Genomic DNA, 16,195 nt, shown 5'->3' on the forward strand with positions numbered 1-16,195 from the left:
TAAAAGCTGGATTCCCGATAAAAGCATTCGGGTATTACAAAAGCATCATGTATGATGAACGCCTGTCAAATTCATAATCCCGGAATTGTCAAACTCCGGGAGTCTCCCGGCAGAGCCGGGAGTTTACCTGCTATTAATTAATTGGCCAACATAATTTAAATTAGATATTGAAGATCTCTGAATTAGCTGATATTAATAATAAATTATTTAAAATATAGTTTATCTCCAGCTTTGCTTCAAAACTGAATGAGTGTTACTATGGCTATAAGTTACAATTTTGAGTGGGATCCTGTTAAGGCTCGTGAGAACCGAGACAAACATGCTGTAACTTTTGACGAAGCAGCATCAGTATTTAAAGATTCAAAGGCACTTTCCAAATTTGATTCGGAACACAGTGAAACTGAGGACAGATGGTTAACTTTGGGCATTTCGGAAAGAGGAAGATTATTGGTCCTAATCCATACTTTTCAAGAAGATAGTAAAGAAGCTGTCACAATCAGAATTATTTCATGCCGCAAAGCAACAAAACACGAAAGCAAAATATATGGTGAATGAACATGAAAAAAGAATATGATTTCTCAAAGGCTGAAAGAGGCAAGTTTTATCGCCCGGATATGAAACTAAATATTCCGATTTATCTTGATGAGGAAGTTTTAAGTTTTGTTGAGAAAATCGCTTCAAAGAAGGGGATTGATCGATCCTCAGTGGTTAATGAGCTTCTCAAGGGTGATATAAAACTCGCCGAGGTAATGAAATAAATAGAGAAACGAATAAAATTATAAGCGTTGTTTTTACTCCAAACAGATAACTCTTTTAAAAAACTTATAAATAAACTTGCTTTTAATGATAAATAAGAGCCAAGAGTGGACCTGACCCCCTTGTTCACAAATTTTAATAAAGATCAGCTTTCTGCTTTGACAATTCCTCTTCCTCCGATGAAGGAACAAAAGAAAATAGTTGAGGAATTGGTTTCATTGAAAAAAAAGAGCTACGAGATGGAAACATTGCAGAAGAGTGTAATTAAAGACTTTGAATCTTTTCAATCCGCTCTGTTTTCCAAAGCCTTTCGAGGTGAACTGTGAAAGAAAAATAGATAGGAGTTAAAACAATGTTCTTGGAAACACTGGAAATTGCAGGATACAAGAACTTCCATAAAGAATTTACAGTCCATTTTTCTAAGGGCTTGAATGTTTTAGTGGGCGAAAATGGGGTTGGCAAGACTGCTATCATTGATGCGATCCGCTTGATCCTGCTTGAAGATGAATTTGGAAGACGAGGTGTTTCTGAATCCGACTTTCATTGTCCATTCCAAGAGAGCGCGACTCCTGTTGACACCTTTCGTATTCAAATTCAGTTCGGCGATCTTAACCGTGAAGAAATGGTTGTATTTTTGCCTTGGAGCAATCTAAATGGAAGTGCCAAGCTAACCCTGGATGTTGAAAATAAGCAAAATAATCAGGGCCATTTCAGGCCGCTCAGATGGGGTGGCGCTTCACGGGCAAGTGCATTTGAATGGGAATTGTTCGACACAATCAATTGTATATATCTTCCTCCTCTGCGTGATGCGGAAGCCAAGCTTCGAGAAGGAAGAGGTTCAAGATTAGCTAGATTGCTTAGAAGTCTGAACAAGGACGATGAAAGTCAAAAGAATGTTGAAAATCGTGTTAAGAAATTTAATAAGGACCTTGCAATTGAAAAAACTGGCCCCATATCAAAAGCAAATGAAATTATCAGGAAACGACAGAAGGAAGCTCTTGGGACGGTTTTCGGACAAGATATATCAATCCGATTTTCTGAAACAAATTTCAATCGAATTGTCGAAAGTTTAAGAGTTTTATTCTTCCCTAAAATTAATTCTACTTCAAACCAAGACCTTTTTCGCAACCTTGAAGAAAACAGCTTGGGATATAATAACCTTATCTATCTGGCTACTGTTTTGGCAGAACTGACTAATGAATCAAAAGATGCAGAATACCTTAAGATGCTTTTGATTGAAGAACCGGAAGCTCATCTTCATCCACAACTTCAGCTGAGGCTGCTCAGGTACCTTGAAAATACAGCAACTGATTCCAGTGTTCAGGTCATTGTTACCACCCATTCGCCGGTTCTGGCCTCTGCGGTTTCTTTGAAACCAATAATCCATCTTTCGTCACCCACTAATATTGGTCCTTGTGCCGTTCCAATAAGTAATTGCGGCCTGTCAGATAAAAGTGAAGCCTTTCTTTCCAGATGGCTGGATGTCACCAAGTCAACCTTGTTGTTCGCGAAAGGCATCATTCTGGTTGAAGGCATTTCAGAAGCGATGCTGTTTCCGGAATTGGCTCAACTTGTTCTTCACCGACACAACAGCAAGTTTGCTAACAATAGTCCCAATAGGCTTCCCCGTACCTTGGAGGATTGCGGAGTTTCCGTAATCAATATGAATGGTATATATTTCCAGCACTTCATGCAACTTTTCTGCAATCTTGACAGTGCCAACGGGACAAATCTTCCAGTGAGATGTGCCGGTATTACAGATCAAGACCCACCAAAAGATTGCAAACCCACACCATCAAAGAAAGGCTTTGGAATAAATTCTGCTCTTAAATTAATTGGCAAGGCAGATAAATCCACATGGGTAAGATTATATACAAATGACCTGAAAACATTTGAATATGATTTAGCTTTCAGTGGCAACAATATTCAAGTGATGGCAAAAGTACTATCTGAGAATTGGCCCACTGATAAAGCGGTAAAAAATGAAATTGAAGCACTGAAGAACGAGAATTGGGAAAAAGCAGAAGAACATGAAAAGGCTGACGCAGCATTCTTGCTTTTATCAAGGATTGAAGATAGCGGCAATATGGGGAAAGGTCAATTTGCCCAACTTCTTGCAGAAGAGCTGAGAAGCGGTACAGAATTGGCCATTCCAAAATATATTTTCAAAGCGGTAATTTGGGCTTGTGGAGGCGATCCAGATAATGAAGTTGGACCATAAAAACAATTTGGCCTGCATGGTTTGCGGGAAGCCCGAAGAAGTATCCCTTGACGAATGCCATAGCAGCTTTGGTAAAAGCAATCCCTTATGTAGCAATGCCGGTACATGCCGCGTTGTTGAAAAGACAGATGAACAATTGAAATATGTTTTATCTTCAAGTGGTTTAAATGTGTTTCTCAAAGCATGTCCGGGGAGCGGCAAAACTGAATCAGTTGGCTTGAAAGCCGCATATGAAATAAAAACATGGGATGCAAAAATAGGAGGGATTGCGGTTCTTACTCAATTGGTTGCTGAGCGGTTTCCGTTTCTTATAATCGATGAATGCCAGGATCTTTCGTGGATTCAACTTCAGATATTTATGAAGCTGATCGAGGCGGGGTCTCGCGTTCATTTCGTCGGTGATCTTAACCAAGGGATATATGCTTTCAAGAAAGTATATCCTCAAAAAGTAGCGGAGTTTGCTATGTGTCACAACTTTGAAACGTTGGAATTATCGAAAAACCTTCGAAGCGTTCAGCCTATAGTGGATCTTTGTGGAAAGATAGTCAATCAAGGAAACGTTCAAGGTGTTTCCACGGGCACAATCGATCCCTCTTGCGTCTATTTTGCTTATGACGCTGGTAAATTGCAGGAAGTTGTAGGGTGGTTCGTTTCCTACCTTGAAGAGCATGGCATAAAGTCTAAGGATGCTGCAATTGTTGCACGCGGATATTCAACTGTTAACAAACTGCGGCCAGCGGCTTCAAGGATACCGCAAAATAAACAGCTATGTTTGGCTACTGCAATCCATCTTTGGCAAAATGGTGGTACAGAGTCAAGGGGTGAAGCCTTGAATTGCATCGGCCGTTTTATGGCAGAAAACTTTTTTACAGCTGAAACAACCAACGCCAGGGCTTATTACTGTCCTAATTGTGAGCCATCTCATTTGCGTTGGCGAGTATTTCTTGCGCAAATTTTAGATAAATGTGTGGAAACTGAATCTCTGCAAGGACTCAACCAAATATGGAGCAAGTGGGCTAAAATCGTCTCTGAACAATTTGAGGAAATTGTAAAATCATGCTCTAAAATAGAGATGCCATCTCAAAACAATCGCTCATTTTCATTACGTGCCATTAAAGGAAGTGCAAGCCAGACAGTTATTTCTACGTTGGAGACTGTTGAGAAAAGCGATGTCTCAAATATTCTTGTTACAACCTTCCACCAAGTGAAAGGCCGGACCTTTGATGCAATACTGGTAGTTTCGGCTCCCGATAAACGAAGTGATGGTGGTCACTGGTCTCAATGGGTTGATGCCGCAAATTCTGATGGTGAACATGCCCGATTTGCCTACGTTGCAAGTTCACGGCCTAAAGTTTTACTTGGATGGGCTATCCCTTCTCCTTCTGAAGAAGATGAAAAAAAGCTTAAAGAACTGGGGCTGACGGCAATCAATGAAACTGGGGTGAAACAATAACCTTGTCAAAAGTCATTCTTATCCCAACTCTCAACGATTCAGCGGCTGATTTTGAGCAACTTTTTTCCATTTGGAGCCAGATAAACGACTACTTCGAGGACATTCGCTTCGACTTCTCCCTCTGCGGATTTCTGCGACCCAACGCTGTGGCCTTGCTTGGCGGTTTAGCACGGCTGATAGAATCGCGAATGGGTTCAGTGGTGTTCGATTGGAGCACTCTTCAAAACTCATGGGTTAGAACAACAATACGACAGAATGGCTTCGCTAGTACCTTCGGTGATCCTTCCGCACCATGGGATGGTACATCAATCCCTTATCGGGAAGACAAGACTCTCGATATGAATAATATCATGGACTATCTGACCTACAACTGGATTGGCAAGGGGTGGGTTCATGTCAGCGACCGACTGCGGGATGCCATAGCTGGTAAAATGTGGGAGATCTACAATAACGCCTTCGAGCACAGCGGCACTGAGATCGGGGTATTTTCCTGTGGGCAATATTTCAAGACACACAATTACCTAATCCTTTCCGTAGCTGATTTCGGGCGGGGCATTCCGGCAAATGTGAGGACTTTTCTCCGCCAGTATGCAGATGAAGCTTTGGTATCCAAGCTATCGGGAGCAACTTGTTTGAAGTGGGCTTTCGAGCGTGGCAACAGTACCTGCATGGGTCGCGTCGCCCGTGGCCTTGGCCTTGACTTACTCAAAGAATTTGTCAGGATCAACCAGGGCGAACTTGAAGTTTACAGCAATGAAGGATATGCTATTATTGATAAAGACGGTGAGCGGTATGAGAATCGCGATGTTTCATTCGAGGGCACAGTGGTACATATTACCCTGCGATGCGACGAAAATCTTTACCAGTTCTGCGACGAATCGGAAGTTCCGTTTTAAAGGAGAATAGAAAGATGAAACTAACCATAAAGGATAAAATTGGCCCGCGCTGCATTATCAAGGAAGATGGGCAGAAGATTTACGACGAGATTCATGGGCCGCTGAAAAACGGCGAGACAGTCACACTTGATTTCAACGGGGTAAGCCAGTTCGCATCCCCATTCTTCAATTTTGCCATCGGCCAGTTATTGAAGGACATCGAAGAAGGCGAACTGCGTCGCTTGCTCCAGATCGAGAATCTGAATGAAACCGGCAAATTGGTTGTTGAGCGAGTAATTGAAAACGCCGCAAGGTACCACGGCGACAGAGACTACCGCAAAATTGTTGATGATATTCTGGAACAACAGGCCAGGGAGGCTGGATAATGGCGATCAACTACACCGTAAAGGCCGATGTGGTGGACATCACTACCGATAATCCGAAGGCCGACGATGTGTTTCTGGTGGATACCAATGTCTGGTATTGGTTGACGTATCCGAATGCTACATCATTCATACCCAGCCAATTATCCGAGTATCCCGGATATCTGAATAAGGCCCTGGGCGCACAATCAAGGATTCATCATTCCGGCCTTTCGTTGGCGGAGTTGGCCCACCTCATTGAGAAGACAGAACGAGAGATCTATGAAAAAACTGTCGGCCAAATTAAGCCTAAAGAATACAGGCACAACCTTACCGGTGAGCGATCCCGTGTTTATTCAGAGATTCAGGCTGCCTGGCTACAGGTCGCAGCTCTTGCCGAACCTCTGGCTATAACTATTGATGCTCTCGCCACAACTGACGCCCTGAATCGTTTTCAAAGCGAAAAAGTCGATGGCTATGACCTCTTTTTTCTGGAATCCATGAAGAAACATGGAGTAGTCCAGGTTATAACAGACGATGGAGATTTTGCCACCGTCCCCGGAATCCAGGTTTTCACCGCAAACAGAAATGTCATAAACGCAGCACGCGGTCAAAAGAAGTTACTTCCAAGATGATCTTATGCAATTCCGTATCGCAGATACATTTACTGACAGTCTCACAAAATTAAATAATGATGAACAAAAAGCTGTAAAGACTACCGCCTTTGATCTTCAGTTGAATCCGGCAAATCCGGGTATGCAGTTTCATAAGCTTGAAAAAGCAAAAGATCAAAACTTCTGGTCTGTTCGTGTGAACCGGGATATTCGGCTGATTGTACATAAAAACCATGAGAGTTTAATGCTTTGCTATGTGGGGCACCATGATGATGCTTATCGGTGGGCGGAAAAACGAAAACTGGAAACGCATCCTAAAACCGGCGCAGCTCAACTTGTAGAAATCAGGGAAACAGTCGAAGAAATCACTATCCCTAAATATATTGATGTAAAACAGCAGCCGGTTTCAAAACCGTTCTTGTTTGAAAATTTATCTGATGATGAATTGTTGAACTATGGAGTTCCTGCTGAATGGCTGGATGACGTGCATAAAGTCAATGAAGATACTGTTCTTGATCTGGCCGGTCATTTACCCGGTGAGGCTGCAGAAGCATTGCTGAACCTGGCTGTCGGCATTAAACCACAACCGTCAACAATGCCGTTTGCATGCGAAAATCCTTTCGACCATCCGGATGCCAAGCGCTGTTTCCGGGTTATAAACAATACGGAAGAACTGGCAAAGGCTTTGGATTACCCTTGGGAAAAATAGACTGATTTCCTTCATCCGGAGCAATGGTAACTGGTTGGGAGTAAATAAAAATGATTACTGGTGAAAATCTTGAAGAAAAAAAAGAGCGTCTTGTTTCGATTCTGAAAAGCTACAATTCGCTTGCGATTGCCTTTTCCGGAGGGGTGGACAGCTCCTTTCTTCTTGCTTTGGCGCATCAGGTTTTAGGCAAAAAAGTGATTGCAATTACAGCTGTTTCACCTGTTCATCCTGCAAGAGAAACTGAATTTGCTAAAAGTTTTGCTAAAAAGCGCAACATTAAGCATAAAATTATTAAATCAGATGAGATGGATATTGCAGAATTTACAGCAAATACAAGGAACAGATGCTATATTTGCAAAAAGAACCTTTTCCCCAGACTTCTTGAATGTGCTGTAAAATCAGGGATAAAAGATCTGGCTCATGGAGCAAATATGGATGATCTTGATGATTTCCGCCCCGGATTTATGGCGGCTTCGGAATTGAAAATAGCTGCTCCGCTGATAGATGCCGGGTTTTCAAAACAACAAATACGTGAGCTTTCAAAAAACATGAATCTTGAAACCTGGAATAAGCCTGCTATGGCTTGCCTTGCCACCAGAATACCATATGAAACCGCTATTACCATCGAAAGCTTGAAAATGATTGAAAAAGCGGAAAATGCTTTAATTGATCTTGGTTTTGACAGCTGCCGTGTCCGGCATCATGGCAATCTTGCAAGAATTGAAGTATTGCCAAAGGATTTTAAAAAAATATTAAACAGGGAAAATAAAGAAGCTGTTATTAAAAAAATAAAAGAAGCCGGTTATTTATACGTTGCAATGGATCTTGAAGGTTATATCCGGGGCAGCATGAATAGAGATTTGAGATTTGAGATTTGAAATTTCAAATCTCAAATTTCAAATCTACTGCGGGCATTCGTCCCCTTTAAATTTTATATCAACAATTATATTTTCATTATTGACTTCAAAATACCCTGAGCATTCTGTTCTTTTTATTTGATGTTCAATAGTCAACCCGCTGCCGGTTGTGCCTGTGCCGTAAGAATACGCTCCGGTTTTTGTGTTATATATATCAATTTCCTTTCGTTCAGGCTGTCTTATAACCGCAACAGGATAAAACTTTTTTATATTTTTAATCACAATATAAACGGTATTTCCATTCGGAGCCTTAACTGACCGGTCCGGATAACCGTGCTGTTCGATAAGCTTGTTAATATTAGCCCCTACCCATTTTTCCCGTACCTGATCTATTGTCTGTCCTGCAAAAGCAATATCTGCAAATGTAAATGTTAACAGAAACAGCAAAATGATTTTTAAATTAATAACTGTAATTATATTATTTTGGGAATTCATGGAGTCTCATCTCATATTGTTATTATTATGCTCTGTTTTCTTTTAATATACTAAAAAGAACGTTGGATTGCAATATAAAAACCGGGCTGCTCTTCAAACCAAGTGAAATTCTTATTTCATGTGGTTCACATGCTTTTATGTTCCGATATGTATTTTGATTGTATATGATGGAAAGGAGTTCAAATGACAAAAAAGATCGCGTTTTAGCTTTTAATATCTGACTTTAACAAGAAAAAGTCCGCCGGGCGGCGCAGTGGCAGAGGCTTTCCGGCGATCTTTTGAATCAAGAATTGTTTTTATATCTAAAGGTTTCAGTTTCCCAAGCCCGACACTGATAAGAGAACCCACAATATTTCTTACCATAAACCTTAAAAATCCATCTGCCTCGATTTCAAATTGGATAATATTATCTTCATTTTCTATAAGCTCTGATCTTAAAACCGTTCTTATTGTACTTTTTCTCGGGCTGCCGCTTCCTTCAAAAGCTTTAAAATCTCTGGTTCCGGCAATAAATAAAACAGCTTCTCTCATAGCTTTCAAATCAAGAGGACTTTTGATAAACCACAAATAATTTCTTCCGATTGCAGACGGGAGCGGTCTGTTAAGTATTTTATATCTATATAATTTGCTTTTTGAGTCGTAGCGTGAATGAAATTTTTCGCAAACTTGTTCACATAACTTAATAATTATATCGCCTGGGAGAAGGCTATTAAGGCCTCTATAGAAAGAATCCGGTTCAAGATTTGTATCACAAATAAAATTAGCAACCTGGGCAAGAGCATGAACACCTGCATCAGTTCGGCCGGCACCTGTGAGGGCTATCTTCTGCTTTGTCATGGCAAAGATAGCTTTTTCAATCTCCCCCTGTATTGTACGGCCATTTAATTGCCTTTGCCATCCATTGAATGCAGTGCCATCATATTCTATAGTTAGTTTGAAATTTTTTATCATCTTTTATTTCAACTTGATTAATTGATCCGGATAAGTAAATATAAAAACCAAATAAACAATACGCCTGTTTTCGGAAAGAAAAGAGAGCCAGTTTCAAAACGTCCCATTTAGGCCGATCTTTTGCGTTGGGCTCAAATTTTAATCCTCGAAATACTAAAGGTATTCCTGTGGTTAAAATTTTTGCCCGCCTTGACCAAACTGAAACGTTTTGAAAGTGGCTCAATAATATAAGGTTTTTTATCATGCCCTTAAAATCAAAACCAGTTTTTAGAAAGGTGGTATATCATTTCTATGATACGGAAACAGCAGGTATTATTCTTATCATATTAATGATGCCTGTGATTTTATTCGGGATCACAGGCATTGTGGTTGCGATAGATAACCCGCAATATAGCGGTTATATTTGGGTGCCGGTACTTGTCGTATGTTTAAGTTCAGTGGTTTTCCTTTCAGAATTAATCCGGTTTATTAAGCATTCTATCAACCGCGGTCTGTGATAAGTCTTAATAAAACCGTCTGTTTCACATAGGGTGCATTGTATGGGTCAATAAGTTAAACGTTATGCCCATCTTTAACCGTTTCGGAACATTTTAAGATAAGTTCAATAAAATGATGCAGTATCCTTGCAGTAACACCCCAGATTTCAATATGATCTATTGGATAAATAAGTTCATTAATATCCGGTATTCGCCCGAAATATTCTGAATCAATATGTGTTTTTGTAAGAGTTTTTAATGGTATTTCGATGACTCTTGATATTTCCGAAGGATCAAACCTGATATTTTCTATTTTTTTCCATATTCCGGTAAACACTTTTATGTCTTTATGATTTATAGTTTGGAAATGTCCCAGAGGACCAATCAGTTCAACCTGGTTTTTCCTGATATTGAGTTCTTCTGCAAGTTCTCTGTAAGCAGCCTCAATAAAACTTGCGTCCTCTTTTTCAACGTGCCCTCCCGGAAGAGCCACCTGATTTCTCCATGGATATCCTTCATTATCAGTTTTTTGTATTGCAAGGATATTAGGCTCGTTGTTTTTATTAAACAGAAGCAGAAAAACACATGTTGAATCGTAAGATAAAACGGGAGGAAGACCGGAACGGTCTGCATTCCTAATTATATCCGTAATAGCAGACAAATCAGTTTCTATTGAGATGCCGTTATGGCAAAACTGCGTTATCATAATACAGTAATTGCTATTTTTCTGAAGAACTAATGCTGTTCATATAAGATTTGAGGGACATAGTCTTATAACTGTCAGTATAAACATGCTTTAAGGCAATTAAAAGCATATCGGACGGAATATAACCCGGATATTTATTTGTAATTTCACCTTTTTCAGAAATAAAAAAAATACTGGGAAGGCCCCTTACACCATATTCTTCCGCAATATTTTGTTCTTTATCCGTATTAACTTTCACAGGAATAAAATTATTATTGACGGCGTCTATTACAGATGTGTTCTTAAAAGTTTTACTTTCCATTTCTTTGCAATATCTGCAAAAGTCTGAATAAAAAAAGAGAAATACTTTTTTCTGGCTATTTTTACCGGATTTCATCCCTTCTTCATATTTATGCCACTTAATACCGTCACTTGCAAAAGCATTGGCAGTTACCAGTAAAATAAATAAAAAGAACGAAAAAATGAACCCGCCGGTTTTTGTTTTCTTCATTAAATACTCCATTATCATAAATTGAATAAATATTCAATTCAATATGTTAAAGATTAGTGTATGTTGCCTGTTTTAAATATACTGCAAGTTTATAAAAATATGTTTGCTAAAAGAAAAATCCCAACCAATACAAGCAATATTCCTGCTGCAGTATTTATATATTTCATTGCAAAAGAGACTTTTTTAATAAACTTAATAAAAAGATTAATGAAAACAGATATCGCTATGAAAGGAATTGCAAGACCTGCAGAATAAATAGCAAGAAGAATAATGCCCTCGGATACAGTCTCAATACTACCGGCATATATCAGAATTGAGCCCAGCAACGGACCTATGCAAGGGCTCCACCCTGCTGCAAATGCCATTCCCACAAATAATACGCCAACATAGGTTAATGGCCTGTTATTTACCTGAATCCTTTTTTCAAACTCAAGACTTTTTATTCGGATTATACCTGTTAAATGAATTCCAAGCAAAATAACTATCAGACCACCTATAACTCTGATAACCGGCCGGTATTTAAAAATAACTCCGCCTAAAAATGAAGCGGATGCACCCATCATAATAAAAACCGAGGAAAATCCTATAACATATGAAATAGTTGAGAAAAATACCTTCTTTCTTACCTGGGAATTATATTCTGATGTCAATTGATCCAGGGAAAACCCTGTAATAAATGTGAAGTATCCCGGAATAAGTGGAAATATACAGGGAGAAGAAAACGAAATAAGTCCTGCAATAAAGGCTGCCGGATACGATATTGATTCAGCAAACATATTCATAAGTTGATAATATTATAAGAATACAGCTTTTTGTGTAAAGAAAAATTCCAAACCAGATTGTCTGATTTATCTAAAGCGGAATGAGCTTTATATATTATATTTAAAAACTATGTCAATATTAAACATTTTATTAACTAAAATTATATGGTATTATTTTTTGTGTAACATTGTAATTGATTTTTTGCAATTATTAATACGGAAAAGGGCTTATTATCTTCTACAACAACACTTGGCAATGGTTTATTGGCTCATGTGTGACGATGATTTTTCCCCACTGATATATTTTTTCATAAGAGATTTATAAATAATTATTAAAAGGTATTGACATAACTTGCCATGGTAATTAAATTTAAGTTTTAAATATTGAAATAGTTTAAAATTTAATTTTTTATGAATTATATGTAAACACCTTAAAAGAATACCTGATTTTGCTTGAATTCAAGGAAGGCGAAAAAAATAACCTATAGGAATATATTGATTATTTTGAGGATAGTGCTAAAAGTTTGTGCTTAGGCTTCGCCCGCATCACCTTTTCTGAAATCGGTATGAATATCGGGGCTCGTTAGTGAAGTTTTAGCATTGAGCAGGCAAAAGAGGGCTTTTATATTAAGGTCTCAAAGTGTTCCGCTAAAATATTATTTACGCTCATATGCAAAGGAAAACTTTTGGCTGTCACCCCTGATTTAAGACCTTCCGTTTTTATATATTCTTTCAGTTAGATAAGTTAGAGGGTGCTTTTCTTGGCTTTTTTTATTCCTGAAGAAAAAATATTTGAAATTAAAAATGCGGCAGATATTGTTGATATTATTTCCGAGTCTGTGCTTTTGAAAAAGTCCGGAAGGAATTATGTTGGACTTTGCCCTTTTCATTCGGAAAAAACGCCGTCTTTTACAGTAAATTATGAAAAACAGATATTTTATTGTTTTGGATGCGGGGCAGGTGGAAATGTATTTGCTTATCTGACCAAAAAAGAAGGGTTTACATTTCCGGAAGCCGTTAAGTATGTTGCAGGAAAATATGGGATAGATATTCCCGTTGAAAAAATAAGTCCGGAAAAACATAAGGAAATAAGCGAGAAAGACAGCATTTTTTCAATTAACAAACAGGCTATGGATTTTTTTAAAGGCTGCCTTTTAAACGAAGATAATGGCAAAAAAGCTCTTGAATATCTTAAAAAAAGGAAAATATCTGACAACACTATCCGGGATTATCATCTCGGCTATGCTCCCGATGGCTGGAATGTACTTTTAAATTATTTTGCTAAAAAAAATGTTTTAACATCAATGCTTGAAAAAGCCGGATTGATTATCCGGAAAAATAAGTCTGAAGGTTTTTATGATCGCTTCAGAAACAGGATAATTTTTCCGATATTCGATGTTAACTCGCAAGTGATTGGTTTTGGTGGTCGTGTTATGGACGATTCACTACCCAAATATCTTAATTCGCCTGAGACTATAGTTTTTAACAAGAGTCAATCTCTTTATGGTCTTAATATGGCAAGAAGTGAGTGCAGAATTACCGAAACCGTATTTATTGTTGAGGGCTATTTTGATCTTCTTTCTCTTCATGAAAATGGAATTATAAACAGTGTCGCCACATTAGGTACTGCCATAAGTTCCGAGCATGTTAAAATATTAAGGGCAATCGTTGGGAAAGATGGTAAAATTATTCTTGTTTATGATTCGGATGATGCAGGTATAAAAGCAGCTCAAAGGAGTATAGAGATATTTGACAAGGGATTTGCTGATGCAAGGATATTAGTATTGCCTTCAGGGTACGATCCGGATTCGTACCTTGTTAAATTCGGTCAGCAAGCTTTTAAGAATGCTGTGTTAAGCGCACAGGGGACGGTTTCTTTTTTAATAAACAGCGCAATAAAAAAGTACGGATTATCGGTTGAAGGTAAAATCCATATTGTTTCAGAATTAAAAAACACTCTATCTTCTATCGAGGATAATGTTGCGAGAGCTCTTTATATAAGAGAGCTTTCGGAAAAAATTAATATAGATGAATCAGCATTACATGAAAGAGTAAGAGAAACCCTTTCAGGCATAACACTAAATAAATATATTAATAAATCAGATTCAAACACAATATCTGACAACCCTGACGTTGCCGGGTATGATTCGGAAAATTCAATTATTGAAAACAGGCAAAGAGGTACAAGGCTTGAGAGACAGATAATTACAATGATGCTTCAATTTTCCGAAATGGTTCCTGAAATCATAAAGCGTGATCTGTTAAGCGGTTTTACTGACGATATTTTGAAATCAATAGGAAATGCTATCATAGATCAACAAACTCTGCCTGAACCAAATTTACGGGATGCAATACCGGTATTTGATAATAATGAGAAAAATAGTATAGTAGCTTTCCTTAGCATAAAGGATGAAGTATGGGATAACAAAAGCTGTTTGGAGCTGATAAAGCAGTTTGAATACATATATAAACGGAATAAAGACACAAGCATAAAAAAAATAAAGCAAGCAGAAGAAACAAATGATGAAAAGTTGCTTTTAGAATTGTTGAGAGCAAAGCAAATTCAGGCAAAAAACAAGAGAAACAGTAGCTTGAAAGCTTTAGGAGGCAAAACTATATGGTGAAAAAATCCGCTGAGATATCAAAAAGAGTGAAAAAAATGGATAAAAAGAAAGTTGCAAAGGGACCTGTTGCGGCAAAAGCAGAAAAAGGAAATTTTATTGATCTGATATCTAAAGGCAAAAAGCAGGGGTATATAACATATGATGATCTGAATGAAGAAATGTCTGATAATATAATTTCCATAGATAAATTAGACGAAACATTTGAGGTATTGGATAGTAATGACATTGAAATCATTGATGACAATGGAAAGAAAGCCGATGACGATAAGACAGCAGATGAAAAAAAAGCAAACCAAAGTGAACTGGCGGCAGCAAATTTCGGAACTGTAACCGATCCTGTTAAAATGTATTTGCACGAGATGAGCCTTGTAACTCTGTTAAGCAGAGAAGGGGAAGTCGATATCGCAAAAAAAATCGAAGACGGGGAGCAGGAAGTTCTGAAAGCAATGGTTTCAACTCCTATTGGAATGGAATGCATTATTGATCTCGGGATTCAGATTGAATGCGGAAGCCTCAGGCCGAAGCATGTTCTTAAAGATTTTGATGAAAGTGATAGTTATGTAGATGAAATGGTTCAGATAGATAACTTTGTTAAGATGATTTATTCCATAAAAGATATTCATCAAAAAAACAATGAATTATTTGAACAATTATATTCTCTCAAACCTGACAAAAAAAGTGAAATTCGCCAGATAAAAAAACTTATTTCAGCAAATAATAACGAAATATTTAACCTTCTTAAAGAGTGGCGTCTTGAAAGCGGCGTTCTTGACAGAATAGAATCACTCATGAAAGGCCATATTGACTGGTTTGAGTCCGTTGTAAAAAATATTATGGACTGCGCGGCAAAAATCAACATGTCGGTAACTGAACTTAAGTCTAACATTAACTCCAGAATCAATTTTTTAAAATGTGCAAGATCCTCCTGTAAGCTGGGAAAAGATGATATTTTATCAATTTATGATGAGATCAATAAATACAGCAGTATGATAGATGAAAATGAAAAGAAAATCAGAACTGACTGTCAGGCATTAAAAAAAGTTATGTCTTCTGTTGCAGAAGGACGTCTTAATGCAAAAATTGCAAAAAGTGAATTGACAAGAGCCAACCTGCGTCTTGTTGTAAGTATTGCAAAAAAATATACAAACAGAGGGTTACAGTTTTTAGATCTGATTCAGGAAGGCAATATCGGTCTTATGAAAGCTGTAGATAAGTTTGAATACCGCCGGGGATATAAATTTAGCACATATGCCACATGGTGGATCAGGCAGGCAATAACAAGAGCTATAGCCGATCAGGCCAGAACTATACGAATTCCGGTGCATATGATTGAAACAATAAACAAGTTAATAAGGACATCAAGATATCTTGTGCAGGAACAGGGACGTGAGCCCTCTCCTGAAGAGATTGCGGAAAAAATGGAGATCCCTCTGGAAAAAGTGAGAAAGGTGTTAAAAATTGCAAGAGAACCCATATCGCTTGAAACTCCTATCGGAGAAGAAGAGGACAGCCATCTCGGAGATTTTATAGAGGACAAGAAATTTATGCTTCCTTCAGATGCAGCTATAAATCAGAATCTCGCAGAGCAAACAAGAAAAGTACTTGCTACTCTCACTCCAAGAGAGGAGAAGGTCCTTCGGATGCGTTTTGGAATCGGAGAAAGAGCTGATCATACTTTAGAAGAAGTCGGGCAGGATTTCCAGGTTACACGCGAACGCATAAGACAAATTGAGGCTAAGGCTTTAAGAAAACTGAGGCATCCCACAAGAAGCCGCAAGCTGAAAAACTTTATTGAAATGTAAACAAAAAATTATATTTGACTGACTTTTTGCAAACTCATCAAAT

General features: G+C 38.2%; 17 protein-coding genes. 12 read left to right on the top strand and 5 right to left on the bottom strand.

Annotated features, from left to right (window positions below):
- Positions 1-258: 258 nt before the first annotated feature.
- The 10 genes from VXK47_RS05350 to larE all read left to right on the top strand — a co-directional run bounded on the left by VXK47_RS05350 (position 259) and on the right by larE (position 7,868).
- The gene (locus VXK47_RS05350) at positions 259-555 is read left to right on the top strand and encodes a BrnT family toxin (protein WP_435547743.1); all 297 of its coding nucleotides are present in this window, start codon (positions 259-261) and stop codon (positions 553-555) included.
- Positions 556-557: 2 nt separating this feature from the next.
- On the top strand, positions 558-758 hold the full coding sequence (locus tag VXK47_RS05355; protein ID WP_435547744.1) for a hypothetical protein: 201 nt from the start codon (positions 558-560) through the stop codon (positions 756-758).
- 105 nt (positions 759-863) lie between these two features.
- A complete protein-coding gene (locus VXK47_RS05360) occupies positions 864-1,082 on the top strand; it encodes a restriction endonuclease subunit S (RefSeq protein ID WP_435547745.1) in 219 nt (72 codons plus the stop codon).
- 32 nt (positions 1,083-1,114) lie between these two features.
- Positions 1,115-2,977, top strand: a complete 1,863-nt coding sequence (locus tag VXK47_RS05365; RefSeq protein WP_435547746.1) for an ATP-dependent nuclease — start codon at positions 1,115-1,117, stop codon at positions 2,975-2,977.
- A 136-nt stretch (positions 2,978-3,113) separates the two neighbouring features.
- Positions 3,114-4,430: a UvrD-helicase domain-containing protein gene (locus VXK47_RS05370; RefSeq protein WP_435547747.1), complete on the top strand. Its 1,317-nt coding sequence runs from the start codon at positions 3,114-3,116 to the stop codon at positions 4,428-4,430.
- 2 nt (positions 4,431-4,432) lie between these two features.
- Positions 4,433-5,326 (top strand): ATP-binding protein, encoded by an 894-nt coding sequence (locus tag VXK47_RS05375; protein WP_435547748.1) that lies wholly within the window; start codon positions 4,433-4,435, stop codon positions 5,324-5,326.
- Positions 5,327-5,340: 14 nt separating this feature from the next.
- Entirely contained in the window at positions 5,341-5,691 is a 351-nt protein-coding gene (locus VXK47_RS05380; RefSeq protein WP_435547749.1) for an STAS-like domain-containing protein, read from the top strand.
- Entirely contained in the window at positions 5,691-6,302 is a 612-nt protein-coding gene (locus VXK47_RS05385; RefSeq protein ID WP_435547750.1) for a PIN domain-containing protein, read from the top strand. The genes VXK47_RS05380 and VXK47_RS05385 overlap by 1 nt, the downstream gene beginning before the upstream one ends.
- A 4-nt stretch (positions 6,303-6,306) precedes the next feature.
- Entirely contained in the window at positions 6,307-6,990 is a 684-nt protein-coding gene (locus tag VXK47_RS05390; protein WP_435547751.1) for a type II toxin-antitoxin system RelE family toxin, read from the top strand.
- A gap of 50 nt (positions 6,991-7,040) precedes the next feature.
- On the top strand, positions 7,041-7,868 hold the full coding sequence (gene larE / locus VXK47_RS05395) for an ATP-dependent sacrificial sulfur transferase LarE (RefSeq protein ID WP_435547752.1): 828 nt from the start codon (positions 7,041-7,043) through the stop codon (positions 7,866-7,868).
- Positions 7,869-7,892: 24 nt separating this feature from the next.
- Here the strand turns inward: larE and VXK47_RS05400 are convergent, their stop codons facing one another.
- The 5 genes from VXK47_RS05400 to VXK47_RS05420 all read right to left on the bottom strand — a co-directional run bounded on the left by VXK47_RS05400 (position 7,893) and on the right by VXK47_RS05420 (position 11,747).
- Positions 7,893-8,342 (bottom strand): hypothetical protein, encoded by a 450-nt coding sequence (locus tag VXK47_RS05400; protein WP_435547753.1) that lies wholly within the window; start codon positions 8,340-8,342, stop codon positions 7,893-7,895.
- Positions 8,343-8,552: 210 nt separating this feature from the next.
- Positions 8,553-9,293 (bottom strand): tRNA pseudouridine synthase A, encoded by a 741-nt coding sequence (gene truA, locus VXK47_RS05405; RefSeq protein ID WP_435547754.1) that lies wholly within the window; start codon positions 9,291-9,293, stop codon positions 8,553-8,555.
- Positions 9,294-9,845: 552 nt separating this feature from the next.
- Complete coding sequence (locus tag VXK47_RS05410) at positions 9,846-10,475, bottom strand: NUDIX hydrolase (protein WP_435547755.1); 630 nt, start codon at positions 10,473-10,475, stop codon at positions 9,846-9,848.
- 13 nt (positions 10,476-10,488) lie between these two features.
- The gene (locus VXK47_RS05415; RefSeq protein ID WP_435547756.1) at positions 10,489-10,965 is read right to left on the bottom strand and encodes a thioredoxin family protein; all 477 of its coding nucleotides are present in this window, start codon (positions 10,963-10,965) and stop codon (positions 10,489-10,491) included.
- Between the two features lie 89 nt (positions 10,966-11,054).
- Positions 11,055-11,747 (bottom strand): cytochrome c biogenesis CcdA family protein, encoded by a 693-nt coding sequence (locus tag VXK47_RS05420; RefSeq protein WP_435547757.1) that lies wholly within the window; start codon positions 11,745-11,747, stop codon positions 11,055-11,057.
- A 740-nt stretch (positions 11,748-12,487) separates the two neighbouring features.
- Here VXK47_RS05420 and dnaG point away from each other — a divergent pair.
- Together dnaG and rpoD are read left to right on the top strand one after the other, a co-directional pair.
- Entirely contained in the window at positions 12,488-14,350 is a 1,863-nt protein-coding gene (dnaG, locus tag VXK47_RS05425) for a DNA primase (RefSeq protein ID WP_435547758.1), read from the top strand.
- Positions 14,344-16,152, top strand: coding sequence for an RNA polymerase sigma factor RpoD (gene rpoD / locus VXK47_RS05430; protein ID WP_435547759.1), 1,809 nt, complete (start codon positions 14,344-14,346; stop codon positions 16,150-16,152). Before dnaG ends, rpoD begins: the two co-directional genes overlap by 7 nt.
- The last annotated feature ends 43 nt before the right edge of the window (positions 16,153-16,195 follow it).

The sequence above is a fragment of the Desulfobacterium sp. N47 genome, from assembly GCF_051233685.1.
Taxonomy (GTDB): domain Bacteria; phylum Desulfobacterota; class Desulfobacteria; order Desulfobacterales; family RPRI01; genus RPRI01.

Bases quoted from the DNA above. Each gene is read 5' to 3' on its own strand.
- VXK47_RS05350 (WP_435547743.1), top strand. From the start codon at position 259: ATGGCTATAAGTTACAATTTTGAGTGGGATCCTGTTAAGGCTCGTGAG.
- VXK47_RS05355 (WP_435547744.1), top strand. From the start codon at position 558: ATGAAAAAAGAATATGATTTCTCAAAGGCTGAAAGAGGCAAGTTTTAT.
- VXK47_RS05380 (WP_435547749.1), top strand. From the start codon at position 5,341: ATGAAACTAACCATAAAGGATAAAATTGGCCCGCGCTGCATTATCAAG.
- VXK47_RS05385 (WP_435547750.1), top strand. From the start codon at position 5,691: ATGGCGATCAACTACACCGTAAAGGCCGATGTGGTGGACATCACTACC.
- VXK47_RS05390 (WP_435547751.1), top strand. From the start codon at position 6,307: ATGCAATTCCGTATCGCAGATACATTTACTGACAGTCTCACAAAATTA.
- larE (WP_435547752.1), top strand. From the start codon at position 7,041: ATGATTACTGGTGAAAATCTTGAAGAAAAAAAAGAGCGTCTTGTTTCG.
- VXK47_RS05400 (WP_435547753.1), bottom strand. From the start codon at position 8,342: ATGAATTCCCAAAATAATATAATTACAGTTATTAATTTAAAAATCATT.
- truA (WP_435547754.1), bottom strand. From the start codon at position 9,293: ATGATAAAAAATTTCAAACTAACTATAGAATATGATGGCACTGCATTC.
- VXK47_RS05410 (WP_435547755.1), bottom strand. From the start codon at position 10,475: ATGATAACGCAGTTTTGCCATAACGGCATCTCAATAGAAACTGATTTG.
- VXK47_RS05415 (WP_435547756.1), bottom strand. From the start codon at position 10,965: ATGAAGAAAACAAAAACCGGCGGGTTCATTTTTTCGTTCTTTTTATTT.
- VXK47_RS05420 (WP_435547757.1), bottom strand. From the start codon at position 11,747: ATGAATATGTTTGCTGAATCAATATCGTATCCGGCAGCCTTTATTGCA.
- rpoD (WP_435547759.1), top strand. From the start codon at position 14,344: ATGGTGAAAAAATCCGCTGAGATATCAAAAAGAGTGAAAAAAATGGAT.